Origin of the sequence: Streptomyces tardus (assembly GCF_018101125.2) — a bacterium.
Classification (GTDB): Bacteria; Actinomycetota; Actinomycetes; order Streptomycetales; family Streptomycetaceae; genus Streptomyces; species Streptomyces tardus.
The window spans coordinates 31,327-54,548 of sequence record NZ_JAELVF020000002.1; the positions used below are offsets into that span (position 1 = coordinate 31,327).

22 protein-coding genes are annotated in these 23,222 nt (G+C 72.6%); 7 read left to right on the plus strand and 15 right to left on the minus strand.

Annotated elements, in window-relative coordinates; translation table 11 throughout:
* Positions 1 to 34 precede the first annotated feature (34 nt).
* Both JGS22_RS21085 and JGS22_RS21090 read left to right on the plus strand, forming a co-directional pair.
* Positions 35 to 544 (plus strand): Lrp/AsnC family transcriptional regulator, encoded by a 510-nt coding sequence (locus JGS22_RS21085; RefSeq protein WP_211041319.1) that lies wholly within the window; start codon positions 35 to 37, stop codon positions 542 to 544.
* A 49-nt stretch (positions 545 to 593) separates the two neighbouring features.
* A complete protein-coding gene (locus JGS22_RS21090; protein WP_211041320.1) occupies positions 594 to 2,297 on the plus strand; it encodes a DUF885 domain-containing protein in 1,704 nt (567 codons plus the stop codon).
* Between the two features lie 115 nt (positions 2,298 to 2,412).
* On the opposite strand, the gene JGS22_RS21095 is transcribed toward JGS22_RS21090, so the two are convergent.
* From JGS22_RS21095 to JGS22_RS21105, 3 genes are all read right to left on the minus strand, one after another.
* On the minus strand, positions 2,413 to 5,439 hold the full coding sequence (locus JGS22_RS21095) for an AAA family ATPase (RefSeq protein ID WP_236074235.1): 3,027 nt from the start codon (positions 5,437 to 5,439) through the stop codon (positions 2,413 to 2,415).
* An 11-nt stretch (positions 5,440 to 5,450) separates the two neighbouring features.
* Positions 5,451 to 6,614: an exonuclease SbcCD subunit D gene (locus JGS22_RS21100; protein ID WP_211039298.1), complete on the minus strand. Its 1,164-nt coding sequence runs from the start codon at positions 6,612 to 6,614 to the stop codon at positions 5,451 to 5,453.
* Between the two features lie 178 nt (positions 6,615 to 6,792).
* Positions 6,793 to 7,419 (minus strand): YigZ family protein, encoded by a 627-nt coding sequence (locus tag JGS22_RS21105; protein ID WP_211039299.1) that lies wholly within the window; start codon positions 7,417 to 7,419, stop codon positions 6,793 to 6,795.
* A gap of 134 nt (positions 7,420 to 7,553) precedes the next feature.
* On the opposite strand from JGS22_RS21105, the gene JGS22_RS21110 reads away from it, so the two are divergent.
* Positions 7,554 to 8,048 (plus strand): CoA-binding protein, encoded by a 495-nt coding sequence (locus JGS22_RS21110; protein ID WP_211039300.1) that lies wholly within the window; start codon positions 7,554 to 7,556, stop codon positions 8,046 to 8,048.
* A gap of 257 nt (positions 8,049 to 8,305) precedes the next feature.
* Here the strand turns inward: JGS22_RS21110 and JGS22_RS21115 are convergent, their stop codons facing one another.
* Positions 8,306 to 9,106, minus strand: coding sequence for an acyltransferase (locus JGS22_RS21115; protein ID WP_211039301.1), 801 nt, complete (start codon positions 9,104 to 9,106; stop codon positions 8,306 to 8,308).
* A gap of 145 nt (positions 9,107 to 9,251) precedes the next feature.
* Here JGS22_RS21115 and JGS22_RS21120 point away from each other — a divergent pair, with 145 nt between their 5' ends.
* A complete protein-coding gene (locus JGS22_RS21120; protein ID WP_211039302.1) occupies positions 9,252 to 9,791 on the plus strand; it encodes a gamma carbonic anhydrase family protein in 540 nt (179 codons plus the stop codon).
* 109 nt (positions 9,792 to 9,900) lie between these two features.
* Here the strand turns inward: JGS22_RS21120 and JGS22_RS21125 are convergent, their stop codons facing one another.
* Together JGS22_RS21125 and JGS22_RS21130 are read right to left on the minus strand one after the other, a co-directional pair.
* The gene (locus tag JGS22_RS21125) at positions 9,901 to 10,353 is read right to left on the minus strand and encodes a DUF4442 domain-containing protein (protein WP_211039303.1); all 453 of its coding nucleotides are present in this window, start codon (positions 10,351 to 10,353) and stop codon (positions 9,901 to 9,903) included.
* 164 nt (positions 10,354 to 10,517) lie between these two features.
* Positions 10,518 to 11,360, minus strand: coding sequence for a spermidine synthase (locus JGS22_RS21130; protein WP_211039304.1), 843 nt, complete (start codon positions 11,358 to 11,360; stop codon positions 10,518 to 10,520).
* A gap of 107 nt (positions 11,361 to 11,467) precedes the next feature.
* On the opposite strand from JGS22_RS21130, the gene JGS22_RS21135 reads away from it, so the two are divergent.
* Both JGS22_RS21135 and JGS22_RS21140 read left to right on the plus strand, forming a co-directional pair.
* Positions 11,468 to 12,214, plus strand: coding sequence for a TVP38/TMEM64 family protein (locus tag JGS22_RS21135; RefSeq protein WP_211039305.1), 747 nt, complete (start codon positions 11,468 to 11,470; stop codon positions 12,212 to 12,214).
* Between the two features lie 84 nt (positions 12,215 to 12,298).
* Positions 12,299 to 13,189, plus strand: a complete 891-nt coding sequence (locus JGS22_RS21140) for an undecaprenyl-diphosphate phosphatase (RefSeq protein WP_211039306.1) — start codon at positions 12,299 to 12,301, stop codon at positions 13,187 to 13,189.
* Positions 13,190 to 13,629: 440 nt separating this feature from the next.
* Here the strand turns inward: JGS22_RS21140 and JGS22_RS21145 are convergent, their stop codons facing one another.
* The 9 genes from JGS22_RS21145 to JGS22_RS21185 form a co-directional block, all read right to left on the minus strand.
* A complete protein-coding gene (locus JGS22_RS21145; RefSeq protein ID WP_211039341.1) occupies positions 13,630 to 14,535 on the minus strand; it encodes a Gfo/Idh/MocA family protein in 906 nt (301 codons plus the stop codon).
* Positions 14,536 to 14,780: 245 nt separating this feature from the next.
* Complete coding sequence (locus JGS22_RS21150) at positions 14,781 to 15,320, minus strand: hypothetical protein (protein ID WP_211039307.1); 540 nt, start codon at positions 15,318 to 15,320, stop codon at positions 14,781 to 14,783.
* 169 nt (positions 15,321 to 15,489) lie between these two features.
* Positions 15,490 to 16,161, minus strand: a complete 672-nt coding sequence (ung, locus tag JGS22_RS21155; RefSeq protein WP_211039342.1) for a uracil-DNA glycosylase — start codon at positions 16,159 to 16,161, stop codon at positions 15,490 to 15,492.
* 140 nt (positions 16,162 to 16,301) lie between these two features.
* Entirely contained in the window at positions 16,302 to 17,843 is a 1,542-nt protein-coding gene (locus tag JGS22_RS21160; protein ID WP_211039343.1) for an ABC transporter substrate-binding protein, read from the minus strand.
* Between the two features lie 310 nt (positions 17,844 to 18,153).
* Complete coding sequence (locus tag JGS22_RS21165) at positions 18,154 to 18,909, minus strand: SDR family oxidoreductase (RefSeq protein WP_211039308.1); 756 nt, start codon at positions 18,907 to 18,909, stop codon at positions 18,154 to 18,156.
* A 38-nt stretch (positions 18,910 to 18,947) separates the two neighbouring features.
* The gene (fabG, locus tag JGS22_RS21170; protein WP_211039309.1) at positions 18,948 to 19,709 is read right to left on the minus strand and encodes a 3-oxoacyl-ACP reductase FabG; all 762 of its coding nucleotides are present in this window, start codon (positions 19,707 to 19,709) and stop codon (positions 18,948 to 18,950) included.
* Positions 19,710 to 19,811: 102 nt separating this feature from the next.
* Positions 19,812 to 20,204, minus strand: a complete 393-nt coding sequence (locus tag JGS22_RS21175; RefSeq protein ID WP_211039310.1) for a DUF3037 domain-containing protein — start codon at positions 20,202 to 20,204, stop codon at positions 19,812 to 19,814.
* The gene (locus JGS22_RS21180; protein WP_211039344.1) at positions 20,201 to 21,073 is read right to left on the minus strand and encodes a HipA family kinase; all 873 of its coding nucleotides are present in this window, start codon (positions 21,071 to 21,073) and stop codon (positions 20,201 to 20,203) included. The genes JGS22_RS21175 and JGS22_RS21180 overlap by 4 nt, the downstream gene beginning before the upstream one ends.
* A gap of 730 nt (positions 21,074 to 21,803) precedes the next feature.
* Complete coding sequence (locus JGS22_RS21185; RefSeq protein ID WP_236074237.1) at positions 21,804 to 22,850, minus strand: helix-turn-helix transcriptional regulator; 1,047 nt, start codon at positions 22,848 to 22,850, stop codon at positions 21,804 to 21,806.
* 142 nt (positions 22,851 to 22,992) lie between these two features.
* Here JGS22_RS21185 and JGS22_RS21190 point away from each other — a divergent pair, with 142 nt between their 5' ends.
* The gene (locus JGS22_RS21190) at positions 22,993 to 23,199 is read left to right on the plus strand and encodes a hypothetical protein (RefSeq protein ID WP_211039311.1); all 207 of its coding nucleotides are present in this window, start codon (positions 22,993 to 22,995) and stop codon (positions 23,197 to 23,199) included.
* Positions 23,200 to 23,222 lie beyond the last annotated feature (23 nt).

The window sequence follows — 23,222 nt, forward strand, 5'->3', positions numbered from 1 at the left end:
CGGAAGCCCTGAACTGCCGTGCTACGTTCGGCCGATGTCGGATTCCGTCGCTCTGGATCCGGTCGATCTGGAGATTCTGCGGATTCTCCAGAACGACGCCCGGACCACGTACCGCGATCTCGCCTCCGCTGTCGGGGTCGCGCCCTCCACCTGCCTGGACCGGGTGGCCCGGCTGCGCCGCAGCGGGGTGATCCTCGGCCACGCGCTGCGGCTGGATCCCAGCAGGCTCGGCCGACGGCTGGAGGCGCTGCTCTCGGTGCAGGTGCGTCCGCACCGGCGGGAGCTGATCGGGCCGTTCGTGGAACGGGTCCGGAAACTTCCGGAGTCGAGGGCGCTCTTCCATCTGACCGGGCCGGACGACTATCTGGTCCACGTGGCGGTCGCGGACGCGGCGGACCTCCAGCGGCTGGTGCTCGACGAGTTCACCTCGGTCAAGGAGGTGGCCAGGGTCGAGACCCGGCTCATCTTCCAACAGTGGTCCTGCGGCCCGCTGTTGCCGCCCGGCGCGACGCACCGGCCCAGGCCCGGTGCCGCGTCCGCGTAAGTTGACGAGACCGCTGACGCGCCTGGGGCCGGAGGGGGAGGATGGGCCCATGTCGCAGAAGACGGAGACTCCACAACACGCTCCCCTGCCGCGCGAGTTGGCCGACCGGTTCGTCAGCCGTGCCCTCGCCCTCCAACCGGTGGAGGCCACCTTCCTGGGCGTCCACGAGCACGAGCACCGGCTCCCCGACTACTCGCCGGACGGTCTGGCGGAGCAGGCGGCACTCGCCCGCGAGACGCTGCGCGCACTGGAGGACTCCGAGCACGGGCCCGGCGCCGACGCACCCGACGAGCGCCGCTGCGCCCGGCTGCTGCGTGAGCGACTCACCGCGCAGCTCGCCCTGTTCGACGGCGGCGAGCGGCTGCGGGCGGTCAGCAACCTCTCGTCGCCGGCCCACGCGGTGCGCACCACGTTCACCGTGATGCCCAGCAGCACCGAGGACGACTGGGCGACGATCGCGACCCGGCTGCGGGCCGTGCCGGCGGCCCTGGAGAGCTACCGCGAGTCGCTGGCCGAGGGGCTGCGGCAGGGCAGGCGCGCCGGGCCGCGCCAAGTCTCCACCGTTCTGGGGCAGTTCGGCCAGTGGGTGGGGCCGCGGCCGGGGCACAGCTGGTTCGACGGCTTCGTCGCCGACGGGCCGCAGGCGCTGCGGAGCGAGCTGGCGGGCGCGGCGCAGGAGGCGACCGGGGCGTACGCACAGCTGTCCGACTGGCTGCGGAACACCTACGCACCGGCGGTGGAGGGCTCCCCTGAGGTCGCCGGACGGGAGCGCTACGCCCTGTGGTCCCGCTACTGGAACGGCGCCGAGCTGGATCTGGACGAGGCGTACGAGTACGGCTGGTCGGAGTTCCACCGCATCCGCGCCGAAATGCTGGCCGAGGCCGGCAAAATCCTCCCCGACGCGCGCAACCCGTGGGAGGTGCTGCGCCATCTGGACACCCACGGCGAGGCCGTCGAGGGCGTCACCGAGGTGCGCGCCTGGCTCCAGGGGCTGATGGACGAGGCGATCGACTCGCTGGACGGCACCCACTTCGAACTCGCCCCGCCGCTGCGGCGGGTGGAGTCGATGATCGCCCCCGCCGGCAGCGCGGCGGCGCCGTACTACACGATGCCCTCGCTGGACTTCTCCCGCCCCGGCCGCACCTGGCTGCCGACCCTGGGCGAGACACGCTTCCCCGCGTACGACCTGGTGACGACCTGGTACCACGAGGGCGTCCCCGGTCACCATCTGCAACTGGCGCAGTGGGTGCACGTGGCGGACCGGCTTTCGCACTACCAGACGACGCTCGGCGGGATCGGCGCCAACATGGAGGGCTGGGCCCTGTACGCCGAACGCCTCATGGACGAACTGGGCTTCCTGCACAACGCCGAGCGCAGACTCGGTTACCTGGACGCGCAGATGATGCGCTCGGTGCGCGTGATCGTCGACATCGGTACACATCTGGGCCTCGAGATCCCGCACCACTCCCCCTTCCACCCGGGCGAGCGGTGGACCGCGGCGCTCGCGCAGGAGTTCTTCGGGCTGCACAGCGGACGTCCGCCGGCCTTCGTCGAGAGCGAGCTGGTGCGCTACCTCGGCCAGCCGGGGCAGGCGATCGGCTACAAGCTCGGGGAACGCGCCTGGCTGCGCGGCCGCGACGCGGCCCGCAAGGCGCGGGGCGCGGACTTCGACCTCAAGTCCTGGCACATGGCGGCCCTTTCGCTCGGCTCGCTGGGTCTGGACGATCTGGAGGAGGAGCTGGCAGCGCTCTGACCGGCGGGCCCGGCTTTCGGGTGCAACCCCGTGGCCCTGCCCCCGCCGGGCCACGCCGGCGTGGCCCGGCGGGGGCAGGGCCAACTGCCGTACCGCTTGCGCAGTTTCGGTCCGGTCAGCCGTCGGCGGTGCCGCGGTGGCGCAGCCGGGAGCCGTCCCTGCGTTTGAGCACCTCGAGCTGGGCGGGGATGCGCATGCGCAGGTCGGGCACGTGGCTGACAATGCCCACGCTGCGGTCCCGCTCGCGCAGCGTGTCGAGCACGTCCAGCACCTCGTCCAGGGTCTGCTCGTCCAGGCTGCCGAAGCCCTCGTCGATGAAGAGGGTGTCCAGCCGCGTGCCGCCCGCCTCCTGCGCCACGACGTCGGCCAGGCCGAGGGCCAGGGCGAGTGAGGCGAAGAAGGTCTCGCCGCCGGAGAGCGTTCCGGTGTCGCGCTCGCGGCCGGACCAGGAGTCCACGACGTGCAGGCCCAGGCCCGAGCGGGCGCCCCGCCCCACCCGTTCGTCGCTGTGCACCAGCTCGAACCGCCCGTCCGACATGCGCCGCAGTCGGTCGCTCGCGGCGGCCGCCACCTGCTCCAGCCGTGCGGCCAGCACATAGGACTCCAGCCGCATACGGCGGGAGTTGTCCACGGAGGTGCCGGCGGCCAGCCCCGCGAGGCCGACGACCAGATCCGCACGCTCGCGACCCGGCGCCGACTTCCTCGCGCCCGCGGTGGCCTGGGACCCGAGCCGGGCGAGCGCCAGGCAGCGCGACCGGGCCAGCGCGTGGGCGGTCTCGGCCGCCCGCAGCGCGGACCGTGCCGCGGCCAGTGCCTGCTCGGCCTCGGCGAGCTCCGCCTCGGGGTCGGAGTACGGATCCTCCGCTGCGGCACGCATCTCGGGGTCGGCGAACGCTTCGGCGAGCGCCTGCTCCTCGGCCTGCCAACTGTCCAGCGCCCGCTGGAGCCCGCGCTGCCCCGCGGCGTCGAGCGCGGCCACGAACGCCGACCGCGGAGAGTCGAAGCCGGCCTTCCAGGCGGCGTCGGCGAGCGCGGCGTCCGCCTCTTTGCCCCGCTGCGCGGTGCCGGCGGCTTCCCTGGCGGCCTCGGCCGCCTCTCCCAGCCGCTCGGCGAGGGCCTCCAAGCGACGGGCGGTCGCGGCGACGGTCTCCTCGCCGTCGCGCAGCCGGTCGACTTCCCGGCGCAGCCCGTCCCGCTCGGCGAGCAGCGCCTCCCGCTCGGCGGTGAGAGAGGCGATCCGGCCCCCGAGCTCACGGCCGGCGGCGAGCCTGCGCTCGTACTCGCCCTCGGCCCGGCCCAGCTCCTCCCGGACCATCGGGGCAGTGCCCGCGGTGCGCCGGGCGGCCCCCAACTCCTCGGCCACAGCCGAGAACTCGGCAGCCAGCGCCCCGGCGTGGCCGTCAGCCGCATCCGCGGCGGCACGCTCCTGCCGGCGCCGCACCTCCGTCAGCTCCCGCTCGCGCTGCTCGCGCCGCTGCTCGGCGCGACGGCTCTCCGCGAGAGCGGCCTCCTCCTGCGCGCTGTCGACCTGGCCCTCGGTGGGCCTGGCCGGCAGGGGATGGTCCCGGCTGCCGCAGACCGTGCACGGCTCCCCGGACGCCAGCTGCGCGGCCAACTCCGCGGCGATGCCCCGAAGTCGGCGGTCCCGGCGGTCCAGCCAGCGCTCCTGGGCGCCGACCGCCTCCTCGCGCGCGGACAGCGCCCGCTCCCGGGCCGCCTCCACCTCTCGCCCGAGGCCGTCCCGCAGCCGGGCGGCCTCCAGTCTGGCGCCGACCTGCTCCTGACGCGCCGCCAGCTGCTCGGCCGCGGTCGCCGCGCCGTACGCCGCGTCCAGCCGCCGCTGCGCGTCCTCGCGCAGTGCGGGCCAGCGCACGAGCCAGCTCTCGGCATCGGCCAACGACGCCTCGCTGCCGCGCACTTCGGCGTCGAGGCGGTCCAGCTCCCGGCCGATCTGCACGCCGCGCTCCTCGGCGCGACGGGCGCCGTGCAGCTCGCCCAGCCGCTCTCCGGTGCGCTGCCTGCGCTCGGCGAGCTGGGCCGCGGAGCACTCGGCGAGCTCGGCGGGCAGCTCGCCGCGGGCGACTGCCTCCCGGTGCAGGGCGGCGCGGTGGTCAGCCGCCGCCCGCTCGCGCAGCGCGTGGGCGGGGGCGATCTGCTCCGCGGCTCTGGCCAGGCCGAGCCGCTGCCGGGCGCGCTCACGCTCGGGCTCGGCGCGCCGCAGCTCCTCGGTGCGCGCGACGAGTTGGGCACAGGCGCGCCGGTGCTCCGCGCGGCGGGCTCGCTCCAGGCGGACCCGCTGGGCGCTCTCGTGCCGCTGCCCGGCGAAGCCGACCGCCTCGGCGCCCACGGCGAGGCGCTGGGCGGCGTACTCTCTGGCCTGCGCCGCCCAGGCCAACACGGCCTCGGGCAGGCCGACTTCGCCTGGCGCGCACTCGGGGAAGGCGGGCAGTGCGTCCTCGGGGCCGGTGTCCTGCTGCTCGTGCACCGCCTCGCGCATCCGGTGGGCGAGGGCCAGGAGGTGCTCGTCCCCGGCGCGCACCGCGCTCTGCGCGCTGCCGCGCAGCTCGGCGAGGCGACGCTCCAGCGCGGCGAAACGCCCGGTGTCGAAGAGCCGGCCGAGCAGCGCGGCCCGCTCCTCCGCGCCCGCCCGCAGGAACCGGGCGAAGTCGCCCTGCGGCAGCAGCACCACCTGGCAGAACTGCTCGCGGCTCATCCCGAGGAGGGTGCCGATCTCCTCGCCGATCTCCTGGTGCGAGCGGCTGCGCGCCTGCCATTGGTCGCCGGCGGGATCCCACTCGCGCAGCAGTGTGACGGCCTTCTCGACGGTGGTGCCGCTGCCCCGCCGCTTGGGGCGCGGCTGCTCGGGGCGTCTGGTCAGCTCCAACCGACGCCCGGCGACAGTGAGTTCGAGGACCACCTCGGTGGCAGTACCGGGCGGGGCGTGGTCGCTGCGCAGCCAGGCCCGGCCGCGCGACTGGCGGGAGCCGGGGACACCGCCGTAGAGCGCATAGCAGACGGCGTCGAGCACCGAGGTCTTGCCGGCGCCGGTCGCTCCGTGGAGCAGGAAGAGGCCGCCCTGCGAGAGCGCGTCGAAGTCCACGCGCTGCGTGCCGGCGAACGGCCCGAACGCGGTCACGGTCATCCGGTGCAGCCTCAACGCGCCACCTCGCTCGTGCTCTCCCGGACCCGTACGTCCTCCAGCGCGGACAGCAGCACCGCGCCTTCGGCCTCGCTCGGGCCCCGGCCGCCGCGCACATGGGCGACGAACTCCTCGGTGATCAGCCGGTCGTCCCGACCGCGCAGCCGCGAGGCGTAGCTCTCGCCGCCCGCCTCCCCGGAGCGCTCGGGGGCGAAGACCAGGCTGAGGACGTGCGGGAACCGCTCCGCCAGCCGCGACATCGGCTCCGCGGGCCGCTCGGCGTCGGTCAGGGTGACCTCCAGCCAGGACTCGGTGTGCCGCTCCAGCTCGGGATCGGCGAGCAACTCCTCCAGCTGCCCGGCCAGTCGGGCGATCGCCCGCGGACGCGGCACATCCAGACGTCTGGCGGCCAACTCGCCGGCCGGCCCGAGGTCGATCAGCCACATGCCCTTGCGCTGCGCGGCCTCGGAGAAGGAGTAGGCGAGCGGCGAGCCGGAGTAGCGGACGCGTTCGGTGATCGTCTGACAGCCGTGCAGATGGCCGAGCGCGGCGTAGTCCACTCCGTCGAACACCCCGGCGGGCACCGAGGCGACACCGCCCACGGTGATGTCGCGCTCGCTCTCGCTGGCCTGGCCGCCGGCGACGAAGGCGTGCGCCAGCACCACCGAACGCGCCCCCGGGCGGGTGGCCAGATCGGCGCGGACGCGGTCCATCGCCGCGGTGAGCACGGCGGTGTGGCCGCCTCTACCGGCGCTCAACCGGTCGCGGACCAGGGCTGGTTCGAGGTATGGCAGTCCGTAGCAGGCGACCTCGCCGTGCGCGTCGTGCAGGACGACCGGGGTGCCGCAGCCTTCGGGATCGGTGCGCAGATGGATGCCGGCTCTCCCGAGCAGGCCCGCGCCCACCCCGAGTCTGCGGGCGGAGTCGTGGTTGCCGGAGATCATCACCGTCGGCACCTCCAACTCGCCCAGGCGGTGCAGGACCTCGTCGAAGAGGTCGACGGCGGGCAGCGGCGGCACCGCACGGTCGTAGACGTCACCGGCGACGAGCACCGCGTCCACCTGCTCGCGCCGCACCGTCTCCACCAGGTGGTGCAGGAACGCCCGTTGGGCGTCGAGCAGGCTCACGCGGTGGAAGGAGCGGCCCAGATGCCAGTCGGAGGTGTGCAGCAGACGCATGCTGCCCGACCCTAAGCCCGACCACTGACAACGAACTCGGGAGCTCCGGTACGGGCTCGGGCGGCACCGGCCGGGCCGGTGTGGGAAGTCGGTGTGCGGGGCCGGTGTGGGGAGCAGACGCGCGGGGTCGATCGTGGCTCCTTCGCGGGACCGCAAGGCTGCTCGGGCGGGCCGGCGGTCAGCCGTCTCCGTACACCTCGCCGCCGAGTTCGGTACGGGCGGTGCCCGCGGTGGCGTCGGCGAGCCAGCCCCGGAAGGTGTCCAACTGTGCCTCGGGGAGGCCGAGTTCGATGGTGACCTCCGCGCCGTACCGGACCTCGCGCACCGCGCGGCCGGTCGCGCGCAGCTCGTTCTCCAGCCGGCCGGCACGCTGGTGGTCGACGGTGACGGTCAGCAGGCGGTATCTGCGGCGCACGACGGTCCCGACGGCGTCCAGCGTCTCGCCCACGGCGCCGCCGTAGGCACGGATCAGCCCACCCGCGCCGAGCTTGGTGCCGCCGAACCAGCGGCTGACCACGGCGATCGTGAAGCGCATCTCGCGTCGCAGCAGCATCTGCAGCATCGGCAGACCCGCCGTTCCGCCCGGTTCGCCGTCGTCACCGGACTTCTGCACCCCCGCGTCGGCGCCCAGGACATAGGCGTAGCAGTGGTGACTGGCGCCGGGATGCTCGGCGCGCACCCGCTCCAGGAAGGCGCGGGCCTGCTCCTCGGTGGTGACGGGCGCCAGAGCGCACAGGAACCGGGAGCCCCGCACCTCGGTCTCGTGCTCGCCGGGACCGGCCACGGTGACGTACTGCTCCTGCATTCCGCCACCCTATGCCGCGCCGTACAGCGCCACCGTGCGGGTGCCGGGGGCAGTGGCGGCCGGCCGGGGCGGCGCGACATCTGCCTCGGCGGGCAGCGGGGAATACCGTCCACGGCGCGGGTGTTGGCGCCCGTATGACCTCTTCCGACCAGACCGACCAGCAGCCCACCGGACCCGCGGGACCGCCCGGGGCCAAGAGTCGGCAGGCCCAGGAGCCGACGGCCGCGGAGGTGGATGCGGCAGCGCGGCGGATCCTCACCTCCGCGGGAGACACCTGGGCGGTCGTCGGCCTGTCCAACAACACCGCGCGGGCGGCGTACGGCGTGGCGCAGATGCTGCGGCGCTTCGGCAAGCGCGTGGTGCCGGTCCACCCCTCCGCCGAGACGGTGCAGGGAGAGCCGGGCTACGCGTCATTGGCCGAAGTGCCCTTCCCGGTCGACGTGGTGGACGTCTTCGTCAACTCCTCGCTCGCCGGGCGGGTGGCCGACGAGGCGGTCGGGATCGGTGCGAAGGCCGTCTGGTTCCAGCTCGGCGTGGTGGACACGCAGGCGTACGGCCGGACGGTGGAGGCCGGGCTGGAGATGGTGATGGATCGCTGCCCCGCCATCGAGATACCCCGGCTGGGCTGAGGCGCCCGTTGCGCTGCGTTGGCGCAGGCCACCCGGGGCACGGACGCGACGCCGGGGCACGCTCACGGCATGGGGCCCGGTAGGCGCTCGGGCAGTGGGTCAGAAGTGGCGCAGTGCCAGCAACAGCAGCGCGACGCCATGCAGCCCCGCCAGGACGAGGATCAGGATGCGCAGGTTCCTCGGGTTCACGCTTTCGGTTCCTCCTTGGAGGATCGCGGATCCGGCGGGACCCGGGGCAAGTTGACCGGAGGTGCGGGTCAGGCGTCCGCCGCGGGCCCGGCCGTGTTCGCGGCGCCGCCCGGCCGCGTGCGGTCGGGGACGTCCGCGGCGAGCCGCGCCTCCTCGGCGGCAGTGAGCCCGGCCAGTGCGATCAGCTGCTGCGGGGTGGCCCCTTCGGGCACCGGCACCGGGGCGGGGGTGCGCAGCGGTGGCTGCCACCCGTCGTCGGGGTTCCAACGGCGCACGACCCGGGCGGGGGCGCCTGCGACGACCGCGTGGTCGGGCACCTCGCCGCGCACCACGCTGCCCGCTCCGACCACGACGTTGCGCCCCAGACGCGCACCGGGCAGCACCACGGCGCCGTGCCCCAGCCAGCAGCCCGGCCCGATCGTCACGGGCGCGGTGCGCGGCCACTGCTTGCCGACGGGTACGGCGGGGTCGTCGTAGGAGTGGTTGGTCGAGGTGACGTAGCAGTGCGGGCCGAAGAAGACCTCGTCGCCGATGCTGACCGAGGTGTCGGCGATGACATGGCTGCCGCGTCCGAGCACCACGCCGTTGCCGATCGAGAGGATGGTGTCGGGCCCGAGCTCCAGATCGGGCATCATGCCCGCGGTCAGGGTGACTTCGGCGCCGACGATGCAGTGGTCGCCGATCTCGATCCAGGGCGCTCCGAAGATCGTCCCCTGGGGGAAGGCGAGCCTGGTTCCGGGACCGAGCCGCCGAAAGGCGTACGGGCCGGGGTGCTCGGCGGTCAGTGCGCCGGCCCGCTGGGCCCAGCGCCAGGCGCGGTGAACGCCGCGGGAGGCGAGTGAGGTGAGCGGTTTCGGCCAGGCTGCCATCCGGCCACCGTAGTCCGGTGCGCGGCGCAACGACCTGCCGGAGCGCTGTGATCTTCGCCAAAGGGCTCACGTACCGTTCGCCCTGGCGCGACGATGCGCCGGTGACGGGGGCGGACACCGCCCGGACCAAGGGAGCGAACGGCAGATGACGCACAAGCCGCTGATCAGGGCCGTGGGAGACCGGCGACCGGCGATCGCGGACGGGGCATTCCTCGCCCCGACCGCCACCGTGGTGGGCGCCGTGACCCTGGGCGAGGGCGCCAGTGTCTGGTACGGGGCGGTGCTCCGCGCGGACTTCGAGGCGATCGAGGTCGGCGCGGACAGCAACATCCAGGACAACTGCGTGATCCACACCGACCCGGGTTACGGGGCGCGGGTGGGCGAGCGCGTCTCGGTGGGCCACGGAGCAGTGCTGCACGGCTGCGTCGTGGAGGACGACTCGCTGGTCGGGATGGGGGCGACGGTGCTCAACGGGGCCCGGATCGGGGCGGGTTCGCTGGTCGCCGCGCAGGCTCTGGTGCCGCAGGGGATGGAGGTGCCGCCCAACTCGCTGGTCGCGGGCGTGCCGGCCAAGGTGCGCCGCGAGCTCACCGAGGAGGAGCGGGCCGGACTGGTCCTCAACGCCGAGGCGTACACCGGCCTCGCCGCTGCCCATCGCGCCGACGCCCACGAGGTGGAGCGCTGAGCGGCCTCGCCCGACCGCGCGGGTCCGGTGACGGCCGAGCCCGCGCGGACTCGCGCCGAGTGGTGGGACGGGCTGGGCGCAGAGCCGCGCCGGGCGGCCGGCAGGTTGCTCAGCGGTTGGGGCGCAGGGTCCAGACGATGCTCATCTGCCCGGTCACGGCGCCGTCCTCGCGGGTGATGTCGATCTCCACGGCGAACTCGGGCCGTTCGCCCTCGTCAAGTTCGGCGACCACCTCGGCGACCGGGCGGCCGAGCTTCGCGGTCGCGGTCACCGGGCCCATCGCCAGCTTCTGGTAGCTGATCTCGGCCCGCACGGCGAGCGGCACGGCCCGGCCGAGCTGGTCGGCGAAGGCGCTCATCACGATCGCGCCGCTCGCCGATTCCGCGAGGGTGAACATGGCGCCGGCGTGCGGTCCGCCCACGTGGTTGTGGTAGGCGCTCTGGTCGGGCATCCGCACCACGGCGCGGTCCGCACCGGTCTCGAGGAACTCGAGGTTGAGGGTGGCGGTCATGGGGACCGAGGCCAGCATCAGGTCGCCGATCGACGGCGCGTTCTCAGACATGACCCCGACATTACCAGCCGGTAGCTTCGGGGCCGACGGACTCCCGGACGAGCCCCGCGCACCCTCTCCTCCCCGCCACGCCGCAACCCGGCGCCCGTTCGCGGCGCGCCGGACCACGCACCCGCACCGCGGCACCCGACCCGCAGCACTGGCACTGCGGCAGCTCAGCCCACCGTGAAAGCGCCGCTCGGCGGCTCCGGCGAGCGGGCGGGTGCCTCGTCCTCGCGCACCGACTCGGCACCCCGCATCAGCGCCCGCAGCGCGTCCCCGTGCACCACCCGTGCGGGGAAGGCGTCCGCCGCCGTACTGCGGGCGAGCCCGGCCAGCGGCAACTCCCGCCGGGACGCCAGCAGTACGGCGTTCCCGTACCGCCGGCCGCGCAGTACCGAGGGCTCGGCGATCACCGCCAGCTGGTCGAACTCGGTGGCGAAGGTGGCCAGTTGGGAGCCGAGGAAGGAGAACGGAGCGGCGTCGGCCAGGTTCGCGGCGTACACACCGTCCGGCCGGAGCACCCGTGCGGCGGCCCGGACCCAGGGCAGCGTCGTGAGACTTCCGGGCACTCGCGCGCCGCTGAAGACATCCGCCACCAGCAGGTCCACCGAGGCCGCGGCCGTCCGCCCGACGGCCTCGCGCGCGTCGGCCACCGTGACGTCCACCCCGCACCCCGCGGGCAGCGGCAGTTCTTCGGCGACCAGTGCGCTCAGCCCCGCGTCCGCCTCCACCACGGTCTGCCGCACACCGGGCCGGGCCCGGGCCGCGTAACGGGCGAGCGTCATCGCCCCGCCGCCCAGATGCAGCAGATCCAGCGGGTCGCCGGGGAGTTGGTCCAGTACGTGCGCGAGCCTGCGCACGTACTCGAACTCCAGATGCGACGGGTCGTCGAGATCGACGTAGGACTGGGGCGCGCCGTCTACGGTCAGCAGCCACGCGCGCGGGCGGTCGACGTCCGGGAGCAGCTTGGCGACACCCAGGTCGACGGTCCGGGTGAGAGGGATTCGCATGTCCACTCCCCCATTGTCGACCGCCGGTCCCGGCAGCCCGACCGGGGGCGCGGATCCCGTCTGCGCCACGCTCCGTCCACCGCTGCGTCACCTTGGTCAGCTACCCTCCACCGGTGCACGACCCTCCCTCTTCCGTTGCCGAAAATCCGGCCCCGCCCGCCGAACCGCCGCCCGCACGCGGTCGGCTCACTCCGCGCGTCCGCCTGGCGCTGCTGGGAGCGCTGCTCGCGGCAGCGGCACTGGCCGCGGCCGTGCTCGAACCGCAGCAGCTGCTCACCGCCGAGCGGTGGCAGGGCGCGGGAGCCGCCGAGGCGCTGCTGTTCACCTGCCTCTACGGGGCCGCCACGGCGGCCTTTGTGCCGCGCCCCTTGATGGGACTGGTGGCGGGAGCCGTGTTCGGCATTTCGGTGGGCGTGGCGGTCGCGCTCGGCGGAACAGTGCTCGGGGCCGCCCTGTGCCTGGTGGTGGGCCGCGGGCTCGGGCAACGCGCGGTGCGCCCCTTCATCGAACGGGCCGACTGGCTGCGCACGAGCGACCGCTACCTGGAGCGGCACGGTTTCCGTACGATCCTCGCGCTGCGACTGCTGCCCGGAATCCCGTTCGCACCGTCGAACTACGTCGTGGCCCTCTCCCGGCTGCCCTGGCCGGTCTACCTCGCGGCCAGCGCGCTGGGCAGTCTGCCGCAGATCCTGCTGTACGCCTGGGCGGGGGACCGCGCGACCGACCCGCTCAGCACGGGCCAGCTCGCACTCGCGGGCATCGCCATGGTCGCCGCGCTGGGCATCGCCCCGCTCGTCCGACGCCGCGTCAGCAGGGCACTCGCCGCACACCGGGTACCGGAGCACGGTGCCGAGCACTGAGCCGGCCGCCGCGCGCAGAGCGGCACACGCCCCCACGTTCCGTCCGTTGTCAGTCCACGACCACAGGGGCGAGCAGACTCCGCCATGACCTGGTTCCAATCCCTCATCCTCGGACTCGTCCAGGGACTCACCGAGTTCCTCCCGGTCTCCTCCAGCGCCCACGTACGCCTGACCGCGGTGGTCGCCGGGTGGCCCGACCCGGGCGCCGCCTTCACCGCGGTCGCCCAGATCGGCACCGAGATCGCGATCGTCATCTACTTCCGCAAGGACATCGCCCGCATCCTGGTGGCCTGGCTGCGCTCGATCACCGACAGATCCGCACGCGGCAATCAGGACGCACGCATCGGCTGGCTGGTGATCCTCGGATCGATCCCGATCGCGGTCCTGGGCGTGACCTTCAAGGACCACATCGAGGGCCCCTTCCGCGATCTGCGGCTCATCGCGCTCAGCTTCATCGTGCTCGGCATCGCCCTCGGCGTGGCTGACCACCTCGCCACTCGCGCGGAGCGCGGCGGGCGCCACCGGTCGGTCAGGCCGCGCAAGAACCTCGACCAACTCACCGTCCGCGACGGCCTCCTGTATGGCGCCTGGCAGGCACTCGCCCTGGTGCCGGGCGTCTCCCGGTCAGGGGCCACCATCACCGGCGGTCTCTTCCTCGGCTACAACCGCGCGGCGGCGGCCCGTTACTCTTTCCTGCTCGCGATTCCGGCGGTGCTGGGCTCGGGCGCGTACGAGCTCCGGGAGATCGGCGGCGAGGGCGCCCAGGTGGCCTGGGGCCCGACGATCCTCGCCACGGTGGTGGGCGGCCTCGTGGGGTACGCGGTCATCGCCTGGTTCATGAACTGGGTCGCCACCCGCAGCTTCATGCCCTTCGTCTGGTACCGGATCGTGGTCGGCCTCGCGCTGCTGGTGCTGGTCGGCCTCGGGGTGCTGGACCCGCTGGCCGGAGCGGGACACCTGGACGAGGCCGACTGACACCGCGGGCGGCACGCTGCGACGCCGGGGCGGCACGGACACCGAAAGGTCCGAGCCGCCCCGGCGCAGGTGTGCAGACGGCGTTCGAGGAGTCGGCGCCCTGGTGCACGATGCGCGTCGACGTCTGCGAACCACCCCTCCGCCCGGTGCTCGCCACGGTGGGCGAGGAGGGCGAGGACTGGCTCATGGGGGTGGAGCTCTCCGAGACCGACGGCACCACCGAACTGCGGCTCGTCCACCACCTGTCGACCACCGACGCGGTGGACTTTGCGGGGCCGGGCCGGGAGTACTGCCTCGACATGCGTACTGCCTCGACATGCTCACCGCTTCCCGAGACGGCGCGTCCCAGCCGTCCTTCGACGACTGCCTCTCCTCCCGGCAGGCGTCCTACCGCGCCCTGCGCGCCTGAGGACCCGTCCGGCCGCAGCGGCGCGGCAGCGTCAGGAGGCGTCCAGCAGCACGCTGGTGACGATCTGCTCGCACAGCCGATGCGTTTCCAGCGCCTCGGCCGCGTTGCCCGGGCCGCCCCGGCGCACCTCGTCCAGGAACGCCAGAACGCACTGCTCGATGCCCCGTTGACGGGCCACCGGCTCCCAGTCGCCGCGACGGCGCACGCTGGGCTGCCCCTTGTGGTCGACGATCTCCGCGAGGTTGCGGACCTCGCGCTTGGTGTCCTGACCGGAGACCTCGAGAACCTCCTCGGCGGAACCGGAGAGCCGGTTCATGATGCCGAGCGCGGTGAAGCCTTCGCCGGAGAGCTGGAGGACCACGTGGTGCAGCAGCCCGTCGACCTGCCGAGCGCGAACGTCCACCTGGTCGTGGGCGCCGGGCGCCAGGAAGAGCAGCGTGTCCACGACGTGGATGAAGTCGTCGAAGACCATGGTGCGAGGGTCCTCGGGCAGCGAGACCCGGTGCTTCTGGAGCACGATCAGATCCCGCGCGTGGTCCAGGCACTGCACGTAGCCGGGGGCGTGGCGCCGGTTGAAGCCGACGGTGAGCGGCAGCGAGCGGCTCTGCGCGAACCGCACCAGACGCTCGGACTCGGCGAGCGAGTAGGCCAGCGGCTTGTCGACGAAGGTCGGGACCCCGGCCTCCAGGAGCCCGGTCACCAGCTCGGGGTGCGCCTCGGTGGAGGCGTGCACGAAGGCTGCGTCCAGACCTGACTCCAACAGTGAGTCGAGGTCGGCGTGGCGGTGCTCCCGCGGGACCCGGTAGGTCTCACCGACCTCCCGCAGGACAGCCGGTGTGCGGGTGAACAACCGCGGTTCCAGGCCGGGTTGAGTGGTGAGCACCGGCAGGTATGCCTTGCGTGCGATGTCCCCGAGTCCGATCACGCCGATTCTCAACTGCCGCACCTCGCTGCTTGATTGTGGTTGTTCATGGCTGTTCGTGGACGTGCGTGGCGCTCTGTGGACGTGGGTGGCGCTGGTGTCCGGGGCACGGGTTCCGCCCACGGTCCGACGCGGCCTGGCCGCAGGTCACGCCGGTCCGACGCCGTCGTGCCCGGTGCGGCCCCGGTGGGTGCCGGGCCGCGCTCCGGCAGGATACGTCGTCGCCGCGGTCCTCGAAGGAGCCTGCGACACCGGGCACTTCAGCCCTGCGTCGTGCCACCGGCTTCGAGGGTCCGCTCCAACCGGTCGGCGTCGGCCCGCAGATCGGCGGCGTACCGGTCAGTGCGCAGCGCGCGCAGAGCGGAGCGGGTGCGGACGATCTCCCGCCGGGCGGCGGCCGTCTCGCCCAGGCGGGCGTACGCGCCGGCGAGGCTCAGATGCAGACGGGGGTAGAAGGACCGCACCTCGCGCAACTCCCGCTGGGCCACGGCCCGGTGCTCCGGGGCCGGGGCCGCGCCGGGACGGCCTGTGGTGCCTTCGCCGTCGGCGGTGGCACCGAGGGTGTCCGCCTCGGCGAGCGCCCGCAGGTCCCAGACGAGGCCGACGTCCGGCTCGTCCTGGGTCTGGGCGAGGTAGTGCGCGACGGTGGAGCGCTGCAGCGCGGAGGAGCCGGCGTACAGCTCCGTCCACAGCTCGGCCAGCCGGCGGCGCGCCTCCTCGCGGTCGCCGCCGTGATGCAGGATCACCGCCTGCCCGATGCGGGTGCGCACCGCCTCCGCCGACTCGCGTCGCTCACCCATGGAACCTCCCGCATCGCCCGGCCGCCGTGCCCGGCCCCGACGCTAACGCCGCCCCCGCCCGATCCCCTTCAGGCGCTCCCTACCGGCGGGTGGAGCCGGCGGCATGCCGGCGCCGGCCGGCGCAGCGGCCGAACCGCCGCCCGCATGCCGCCGTACACCACGCGGGGGTTCAGCCGCCGAGCTGCGGGAGGCGCCAGTCGATGGCCGCGTGACCCTGCTGTTCCACGGCCTCGTCGATCTGGGTGAACGGCTTGGACCCGAAGAAACGCCGGGCGGAGAGCGGCGAGGGGTGGGCGCCCTCCACCACGGTGTGCCGCTCCCGGTCGATCAGGGGCAGCTTCTTCTTGGCGTAGTTGCCCCAGAGCACGAAGACGGCCGGGTCCGGCCGCTGCGAGACCGCGCGGATCACCGCGTCGGTGAACTTCTCCCACCCCTTGTTCTTGTGGGAGTTGGCCTCTCCCGCGCGCACCGTCAGCACGGCGTTGAGCAGCAGCACGCCCTGCTCGGCCCAGGGCATCAGATTGCCGTTGTCCGGAACCGGAAGGCCGAGCTCGTCCTGCATCTCCTTGAAGATGTTCCGCAGGGAGGGCGGGGTCCGCACACCGGGACGCACCGAGAAGCACAGGCCATGCCCCTGGCCCTCGCCGTGGTACGGATCCTGGCCCAGTACGAGCACCCTGACGTCCTGGTAGGCGGTGGCCGCCAGCGCGGCGAAGACCTCCTCACGCGGCGGGAACACCGGCCCGGCGGCCCGCTCCTCCTCGACGAACTCGGTCAGCTCCTTGAAGTAGGGCTTGTCCAGCTCCTCTCCGAGTACGTCCTGCCAGGAACCGGGCAGCATGTCGAGCACGGGAGACCTCCGCTATCGGGTTGGGGGCTGTCCTCGATCCGAGAACCCCTCAGAAAGTACCCGGCACCACTGACATCGCGCGCCGTACCCGAACAGTCCGGGCCCGACCCCTCCGGGCCCGGCTCCGCCCGCTACCAGCTGCCCTTGCGGTGCAGCTCCCATGCGCGCATCAGCGTCGAGGTGTCGATCGCCCACTCGACGCCCGCGATGTCCTCCTTGGCTGCGACGTACACCCGGCCCTGCCACAGCGGGAGCAGCCGGACGTCCTTCGCGAGGATCTTCTGAGCCTCCTGGAGGTCCCTGGCAGCGGTGCCCCGGTCGCTCTCCTGCCGCGAGGCGGGCAGGATCCTGCCGGTCAACTCGGCTTCCTCGTACGGGATGCCAAGGACGTTGTTCTCGCCGACGAACGGGCCGATGTAGTTGTCCGCGTCCGGGAAGTCGGGGAACCAGCCGCGGCCGAAGACCGGGTACTCGCCCCGGCGGTGCGCCTTCTGGAAGGACTCCCACTCCTGGCCGCGCACCTTCACCCGGAAGAGCTCGGAGTCGTTCAACTGCCGCTGGATCTCTTCGAATTCGGCCTTCATCGTGGCGCCGTAGCGGTCGGTGGTGTACCAGAGCGTGAACTCGACGGGCTCGTCGATGCCGGCATCGGTCAGCAGCTTCTCGGCCTTGGCCCGGCTCGGCGCGCCGAACCTGTCGAAGAAGGCGCTGGTGTGGCCGGTGATGCCGCTGGGGACCATCGAGTACAGCGGCTCGGCGGTGCGCCGGTACACCTTGCGCACCAGCGCGCCCCGGTCCAGAAGCTGCGCCATCGCCTCGCGGACCGCCGGATCGGAGACCGCCTCGTCCTGCGGGTTGAACGCCAGATAGCGGATCTCGGTGCCGACGACCTCGTCGAGGCGGATGTCGGAGCCGGCCGTCCCGTCCTTGAGGCTGGTGATCTGGTCGGGCGTCAGACCCCGGTAGACGAGGTCGATCTTCTCGTCGCGAAGGGCCTTGACCAGTCCGCCGGACTTCTTGAAGTAGTGGATCTCGACCGTGTCGTTCTTCAGCTCCGCGGCGCCCTTGTAGCTGTCGTTGCGCTCCAGCTGCGCCAGCCTGCCCGGCTCGTACTCGGCCAGCCGGTACGGACCCGAGCCCGTCAGCTCGTTGCCCCGGCGCAGCTGCTTCAGGGGGTACTCCGCCGGGTCGACGAGGGAACCGGCGGGCGTGGTGAGGACGAGCGGGAAGGTGGCGTCGGAGCGCTTGAGGTGGAAGATCACGGTGCGGTCGCCGCTGGTCTCAACCTCGTCGATGCTCTCCAGCAGCGGTGCCGGCCCCTTGGCGGAGTCGATCTGCCGGATGCGGTCGAAGGAGTGCTTGACCGCCTCGGCGTCCAGGGCGTTGCCCGAACTGAACTTCAGGCCCTCCTGGAGGGTGCAGCGGTAGACCTGGCTCTTGCGGTCGGTGAACTCGCACTTTTCCGCGGCGTCCGCCTCGGGGGCGCCGCTGGACTTGGGTATGTGCATCAGCGACTGGAAGGTGTTGCGGTAGAGCTCCCAGGAGCCGTCCCAGGCGTCCGCCGGGTCGAGCGAGGAGGGTTGGCTCGTGGTGCCCACTCTCACCGGCCCCCCGCCTTCGCCGTCCGAGCCGGACAGCGTGCCGCACCCCGCCAGCAGCGCGGCGACCGACATCAGGGAAACCACCAACACACCTCTGGGACGCCTTGTCCGGCCGACCACGTGCACGCTCCTCACATCAACGGGCCACAACTTCGGTACAGCAAGGGGGGGGTGGGGGGAAGTTGCCGACCGTGGGAGCAGGTCCGGCCGTACGCGGGCGCGGGGACGTTTCGGCAGGTCGGCGAGCCAACAGGAGGTGGGAGCCGTACCGCAGCCCCACCCGCGCTGAATCGACTGCTCAACCATCGTGTGTTTGGCGGCCGATGTCCATGCCCGGGACTCCCCGGATAGCGCACCGCGCCCTCCGGGGAGCCCTCGTGCGTCAGGCGACTCCGGCGTTCAGGAAGAGCCCGCCGTCGATGACGAGTGTCTGACCGGTGATCCAGCCCGAGTCCTCGGAGGTCAGGAAGGCCACCGCGCCGCCGATGTCCTGCGGCACCCCGAGGCGCCCGAGCGGGTAGCCGTTCTGCGCCTCCTCCTCGCGGCCCTCGTACAGCGCCGCCGCGAACTTGGTCTTCACGACCGCGGGGGCGATCGCGTTGACCCGCACCCCGGGTGCCATCTCGTGGGCGAGCTGCAGCGTGAGGTTGATCATCGCCGCCTTGCTGATGCCGTACGGGCCGACGAAGGGCGAGGCCGAAATCCCCGCGACCGAGGCGACGTTGACGATCGTGCCGCCGTTGTCGCGCTGCCAGGCGGCCCACGTCTTCTGGGCGAAGCCGAGGGCGGAGATCACGTTGGTCTCGAAGACCTTCCGGGCCACCCCGAGGTCGGCGTCGGCGATAGGGCCGAACACCGGGTTCGTGCCGGCGTTGTTGACCAGGTGGTCCACACGGCCGTACTCGGAGATCACGTGCTCGACCGCACGTGCCTGGTGCTCCTCGTCGTGGGCCTTGCCCGCGACGTACGTGGCACGGTCGGCGCCGAGTTCGGCAACGGCCTCCTTCAGCGGTTCCTCGTTGCGCCCCGTCAGGCACACCCGGTCCCCGCGGGCCACCAGGGCCCGTGCGATGCCGTAGCCGATACCCCGGCTGGCGCCGGTGACCAGTGCGACCCTGCCGCTGTCCTTGCTGCTCATGCTCTGTCCGTTCTCCTCGTGCTCGTCGGGCGCCCTGGTCAGTCCAGTGGCCCGCCGGCCACGTACAGCACCTGACCCGAGACGAAGCCGGCACGCTCGTTGGTGAAGTAGGCGACGGCGTCCGCGATGTCCTCGGGCCGGCCCACGCGCTGGACCGGGATCTGGGTGGCGGCGGCGGCCTGGAAGTCCTCGAAACCCATGCCGACCCGGGCGGCCGTGGCCGCGGTCATGTCGGTGGCGATGAAGCCGGGGGCGACCGCGTTGGCAGTGATGCCGAACTTGCCCAGTTCCTTGGCGAGCGTCTTGGTGAAGCCCTGGAGACCGGCCTTGGCGGCGGCGTAGTTGGCCTGGCCGCGGTTGCCCAGCGCCGAGCTGGAGGAGAGGTTGACGATACGGCCGAAGCCGGCGTCGACCATGTGCGCCTGGGTGGCCCTGGACATCAGGAACGCGCCGCGCAGATGCACGTTCATGACGGTGTCCCAGTCGGACTCGCTCATCTTGAACAGCAGGTTGTCGCGCAGGACTCCGGCGTTGTTCACCAGTATCGAGGGGGCGCCGAGCTCCGCCGCGACCCTCGCGACACCCGCCTCCACCTGCTCGCCGTCCGAGACGTCGCAGCCGACGGCCAGCGCACGGCCGCCCGCCGCGATGATCTGCTCGACGGTCTCCGCGCAGGCGCCCTCGTCCAGGTCGAGGACGGCCACCGCACGTCCTTCCTCGGCCAGCCGTACGGCAGTGGCCGCACCGATTCCCCGCGCCGCACCCGTCACTATCGCGACGCGCTGCTCAGTGGTCGACATGCTGCTTCTCCTCGCCCTCGATTGATGAGCAACCGCTTAGTAGCTACCGGAACGTGACGCTAGAAGGCGGCCACCGTGCTGTCAACGCCCATCCGGGGCCACTCAGCGGACCAGCGTCTTCAGCAGCCGCCGCACCTCGGCCGCGGGGTCGACCGTCAAGCCCAGATGCACCGGCCCGGCCCGCAGCACCGTGCTGCGCGGGGCGACCAGCCAGCGAAAGCGCCGGCCCGGCTCCTCACCAGAGGCCTGCCCCGCCGCCGCACCGCCCTCGGAGACGCAGACGAAGGCGCCGAGTGCGGCCCGGACACCGGCCACGTCCGCCGACGGGTCCAGCGCGCGCAGCCGTTCCTCGTCCAGATGCACCAGGGTCGCCAGGAACGAGCGGGGCCGGCAGTAGAGGACCACCCCCGCGTTCATCTGCTCGCCCCGCTCCGCCCGGGGGACGATTCGCAGCAGCGCGTACTCGAAGACCGCCCGCTCCGGCCGCCCACTCATGCCCGGCCGCCCTTCGGGTCGCCGCTCGCGGACGCCCTTCCGTCACCCGATCCGGGCGGATCCCCGGTACGGCCGGTCAGCCAGCCGGGCGCCCGGGAGGGTCCGTCACCGCTGCGCTCGCCGATGGTGATCCGCTCCCCCAGCCCCTCCAACCGGGCCGCCAGAGTGCGCACATGGGCAGCGCGCACCTCCTCCACCGAGTCGAAGCCCGGCTCCTCGCACAGCCACTCCCCCGGCACCTCGGCCACGCACTCGCGCAGCGCCTCCTCGGTGACACGCGGCCCCAACTCCTCCTGCGCCGCCCCGATGTCGGGGCCGAAGGAGGCCAGCACATGGTCGGAGGCGTCGTAGGGACGCAGCGCGGCCTTCGCCGCGGTCGGCCAGTTGTGCTGCCAGATCATGCTGGCGCCGTGGTCGATCAGCCACAGGTCGCCGTGCCAGACAAGCAGGTTGGGGTTGCGCCAGGAGCGGTCGACGTTGTTGATCAGCGCGTCGAACCAGACGATCCGCCCCGACTCCCGCGCCGAGACCGCGTACGCGAGCGGGTCGTAGCCGATCGAACCGGGCAGGAAGTCCATGCCGAAGTTGGCGCCGCCGCTCGCCTTCAGCAACTCCTGCACCTCCTGGTCCGGTTCACCGAGCCCGATGACCGGATCCAGCTCCATCCGCACCACATCCGGCACCCGCAGGCCCAGCCGCCGGGCAATCCCGGCGCTGATCACCTCGGCGACGAGCGTCCTGCGCCCCTGCCCCGCCCCGGTGAACTTCATGACGTACGTGCCCAGATCGTCCGCCTCGACCAGACCGGGCAGCGATCCGCCCTCCCACAGAGGCGTCACATAGCGCGTTGCTGCGACCTCTTTCAACACTTCCCAGGCCACCCATCTCTCTCGCCCCGCACTCCCCGCCCCCGGCGAGTGCCTGCTCAGCCGCTCCCCCAGCGGCAGCACGTCTGTCTGGTGGCAGCGCGCCACGAGGTGGGCATAGTAGCCGAGGGTGATCGGCGAGAGAGCTCGGGCCGACGTGCCGGAGCCGCCACGGGCCCCCGCCTCCGGCACCACCCAGGTGTGGTCGTACAGCATGAATCCGTCATCGCGGAAGCGACCGCTGGGGCGCTGCACGCTCTCGGGCGCGGCGAGCCGCACCCGACGCGCCCCGGTTCAGCGCGCAGCCCTTCGACGTGAGGTTCTGCCGGCTCCTGAGCGGCAGGAGAGGTGGGAGAAGTGGGAGGCTCCTCGCGTTCCGCGGCGGCGCTCCAGTCCAGCCCTCCTCGGCCTGCGCGCTGTGCCGGGTGTGGTCGACACCGTCGAAAGTGTTCTCTTCCGTGAGATCCGCTCCCTCTGACGTGACGCCTCCCCGGGGCGGTCGAATGCCCCGTGCCGCACTTCTTCCTGAACGCTGAGAGCGCCGAACCTGCGTGACGTGGTCGACCGTAGAAGTTGATGCAGAGAAAAGATCAGGCAGAACAGACAAGCGTGAGGGCGGGCGGCTCAGCGACGGCGCCCCGTCGGCAGTCGGCGGCCGGGAGGCCGGCGTCAGAGCCCCTTCGACGACCGCGATGGTGAACCTGACAGGGCATCAGGACGCGAAGGCCCTGATTCAGTCGGTGGGGCGGTGTTGGTCGGTGTCCGCGGGGGCGGATGTGCCGACGAGGCCGTTGAGGGCCGCGGTGACGCCGGCCTGGAAACGGCTGGTGGCGTTCAGCTCTTCCATGATCTCGGCGATGTGCCGTCGTACGGTGCGCAGCGACATGCCCAGGCGGCGGGCGACGGTCTCGTCCTTGAGGCCGGTGGCGAGCAGGCGGAGGATCGTCTCGTCCACCTGTGGGGAGACCTGTTCGAGGCCCTCGCTGGCGGCGTCCGCGAAGGGGGTGGCGGTGTCCCAGGTCTGCTCGAAGACGTCACAGAGGTAGCCGACGGTGTCGGGCTCCCGTATGACGACGGCGCCCCAGGATTCGTCCTGCAAGGGGATGAAGGCGCTCGTGCGGTCGAAGACGATGAGCCGGCCGAACAGCGCGTGGGCGGTGCGGTATTGACCGCCGAGGGCGGAGGCCGCGGCCACGTAGGCCTGGCTCGGAGCGTTGAAACGGGCCGTGTGGTGGTAGAGGGTGCGGATTTTGACGCCGCGTTCGAGGAGTCGGCGGTCGCGGGCGATCGCTTCCTCCATCGCCTCCGGAACGCGATAGCCGCCGCCGGGCTGGGAGCTGATCATCTCGGTCCGGCACTCGTCGGAGGCCCTGTTCAGGCTGGCGCGCACCTCCTCCAGGCTGTTGATCACCTCGAAGGCGCGGGCGTCCGGGGGGCGGTGCTCTTCGTAGGAGGGCCAGAAGCTGGCCATCTCCTCCTCGTAGAGGGCCAGTTGGTCCTGGTTCTGGCGGATGCGGACCTCGTGGGGAGCGGCCCGCCGGGCCAGAGCCGTCTCCGGCGCCCGGGCGAATCCGACCGCGGGATCGTCGGGTGAGCGGTAGACGAGGTGCGCATCGAGGAGGCGCTGGATGCTGTCGGTCACCTCTTCGCGGGAGACCCGTAACTCCGCCATCACGACATCGGTGCGCAACGAGCGATTTCGCAGGATCCAGGTGTAGACCCTCACGTCGATCTCCTTCAACCGCGCCCCTCGGGAGGAGATCTGACCCTTATCCCACATTTGTTTCTCTGACACCTTACTGCCACGCAACTTGCTGAAGGGTCGGCGACCTGGAGCAGACGCAACTGGTGAACCACTCTAATCGGTGCGCCCACGCGATCGATCACGGGCGTTTCCCCGCAGCCTCCGTAGGAAGCCATACATGACACGTTCGACGCTCCGCCGCTGGACCACGGTTGTCGCTCCCGCCGCCCTGGCGGTCGTCCTGGCCCTCTGCGCGCCGACCTCGTCCGTCGCCGCACCGCAGCCGAGCCCGAGCGCGGCCCAGCCGTCGCCGGAAACGCAGACGGCGACAGCGGTACGGGGTGACAACGGCTGCGACGACGACAGCTCGTGGGGCGGTCGCTGACCTTCCCGGGCGACGCTGGCCCA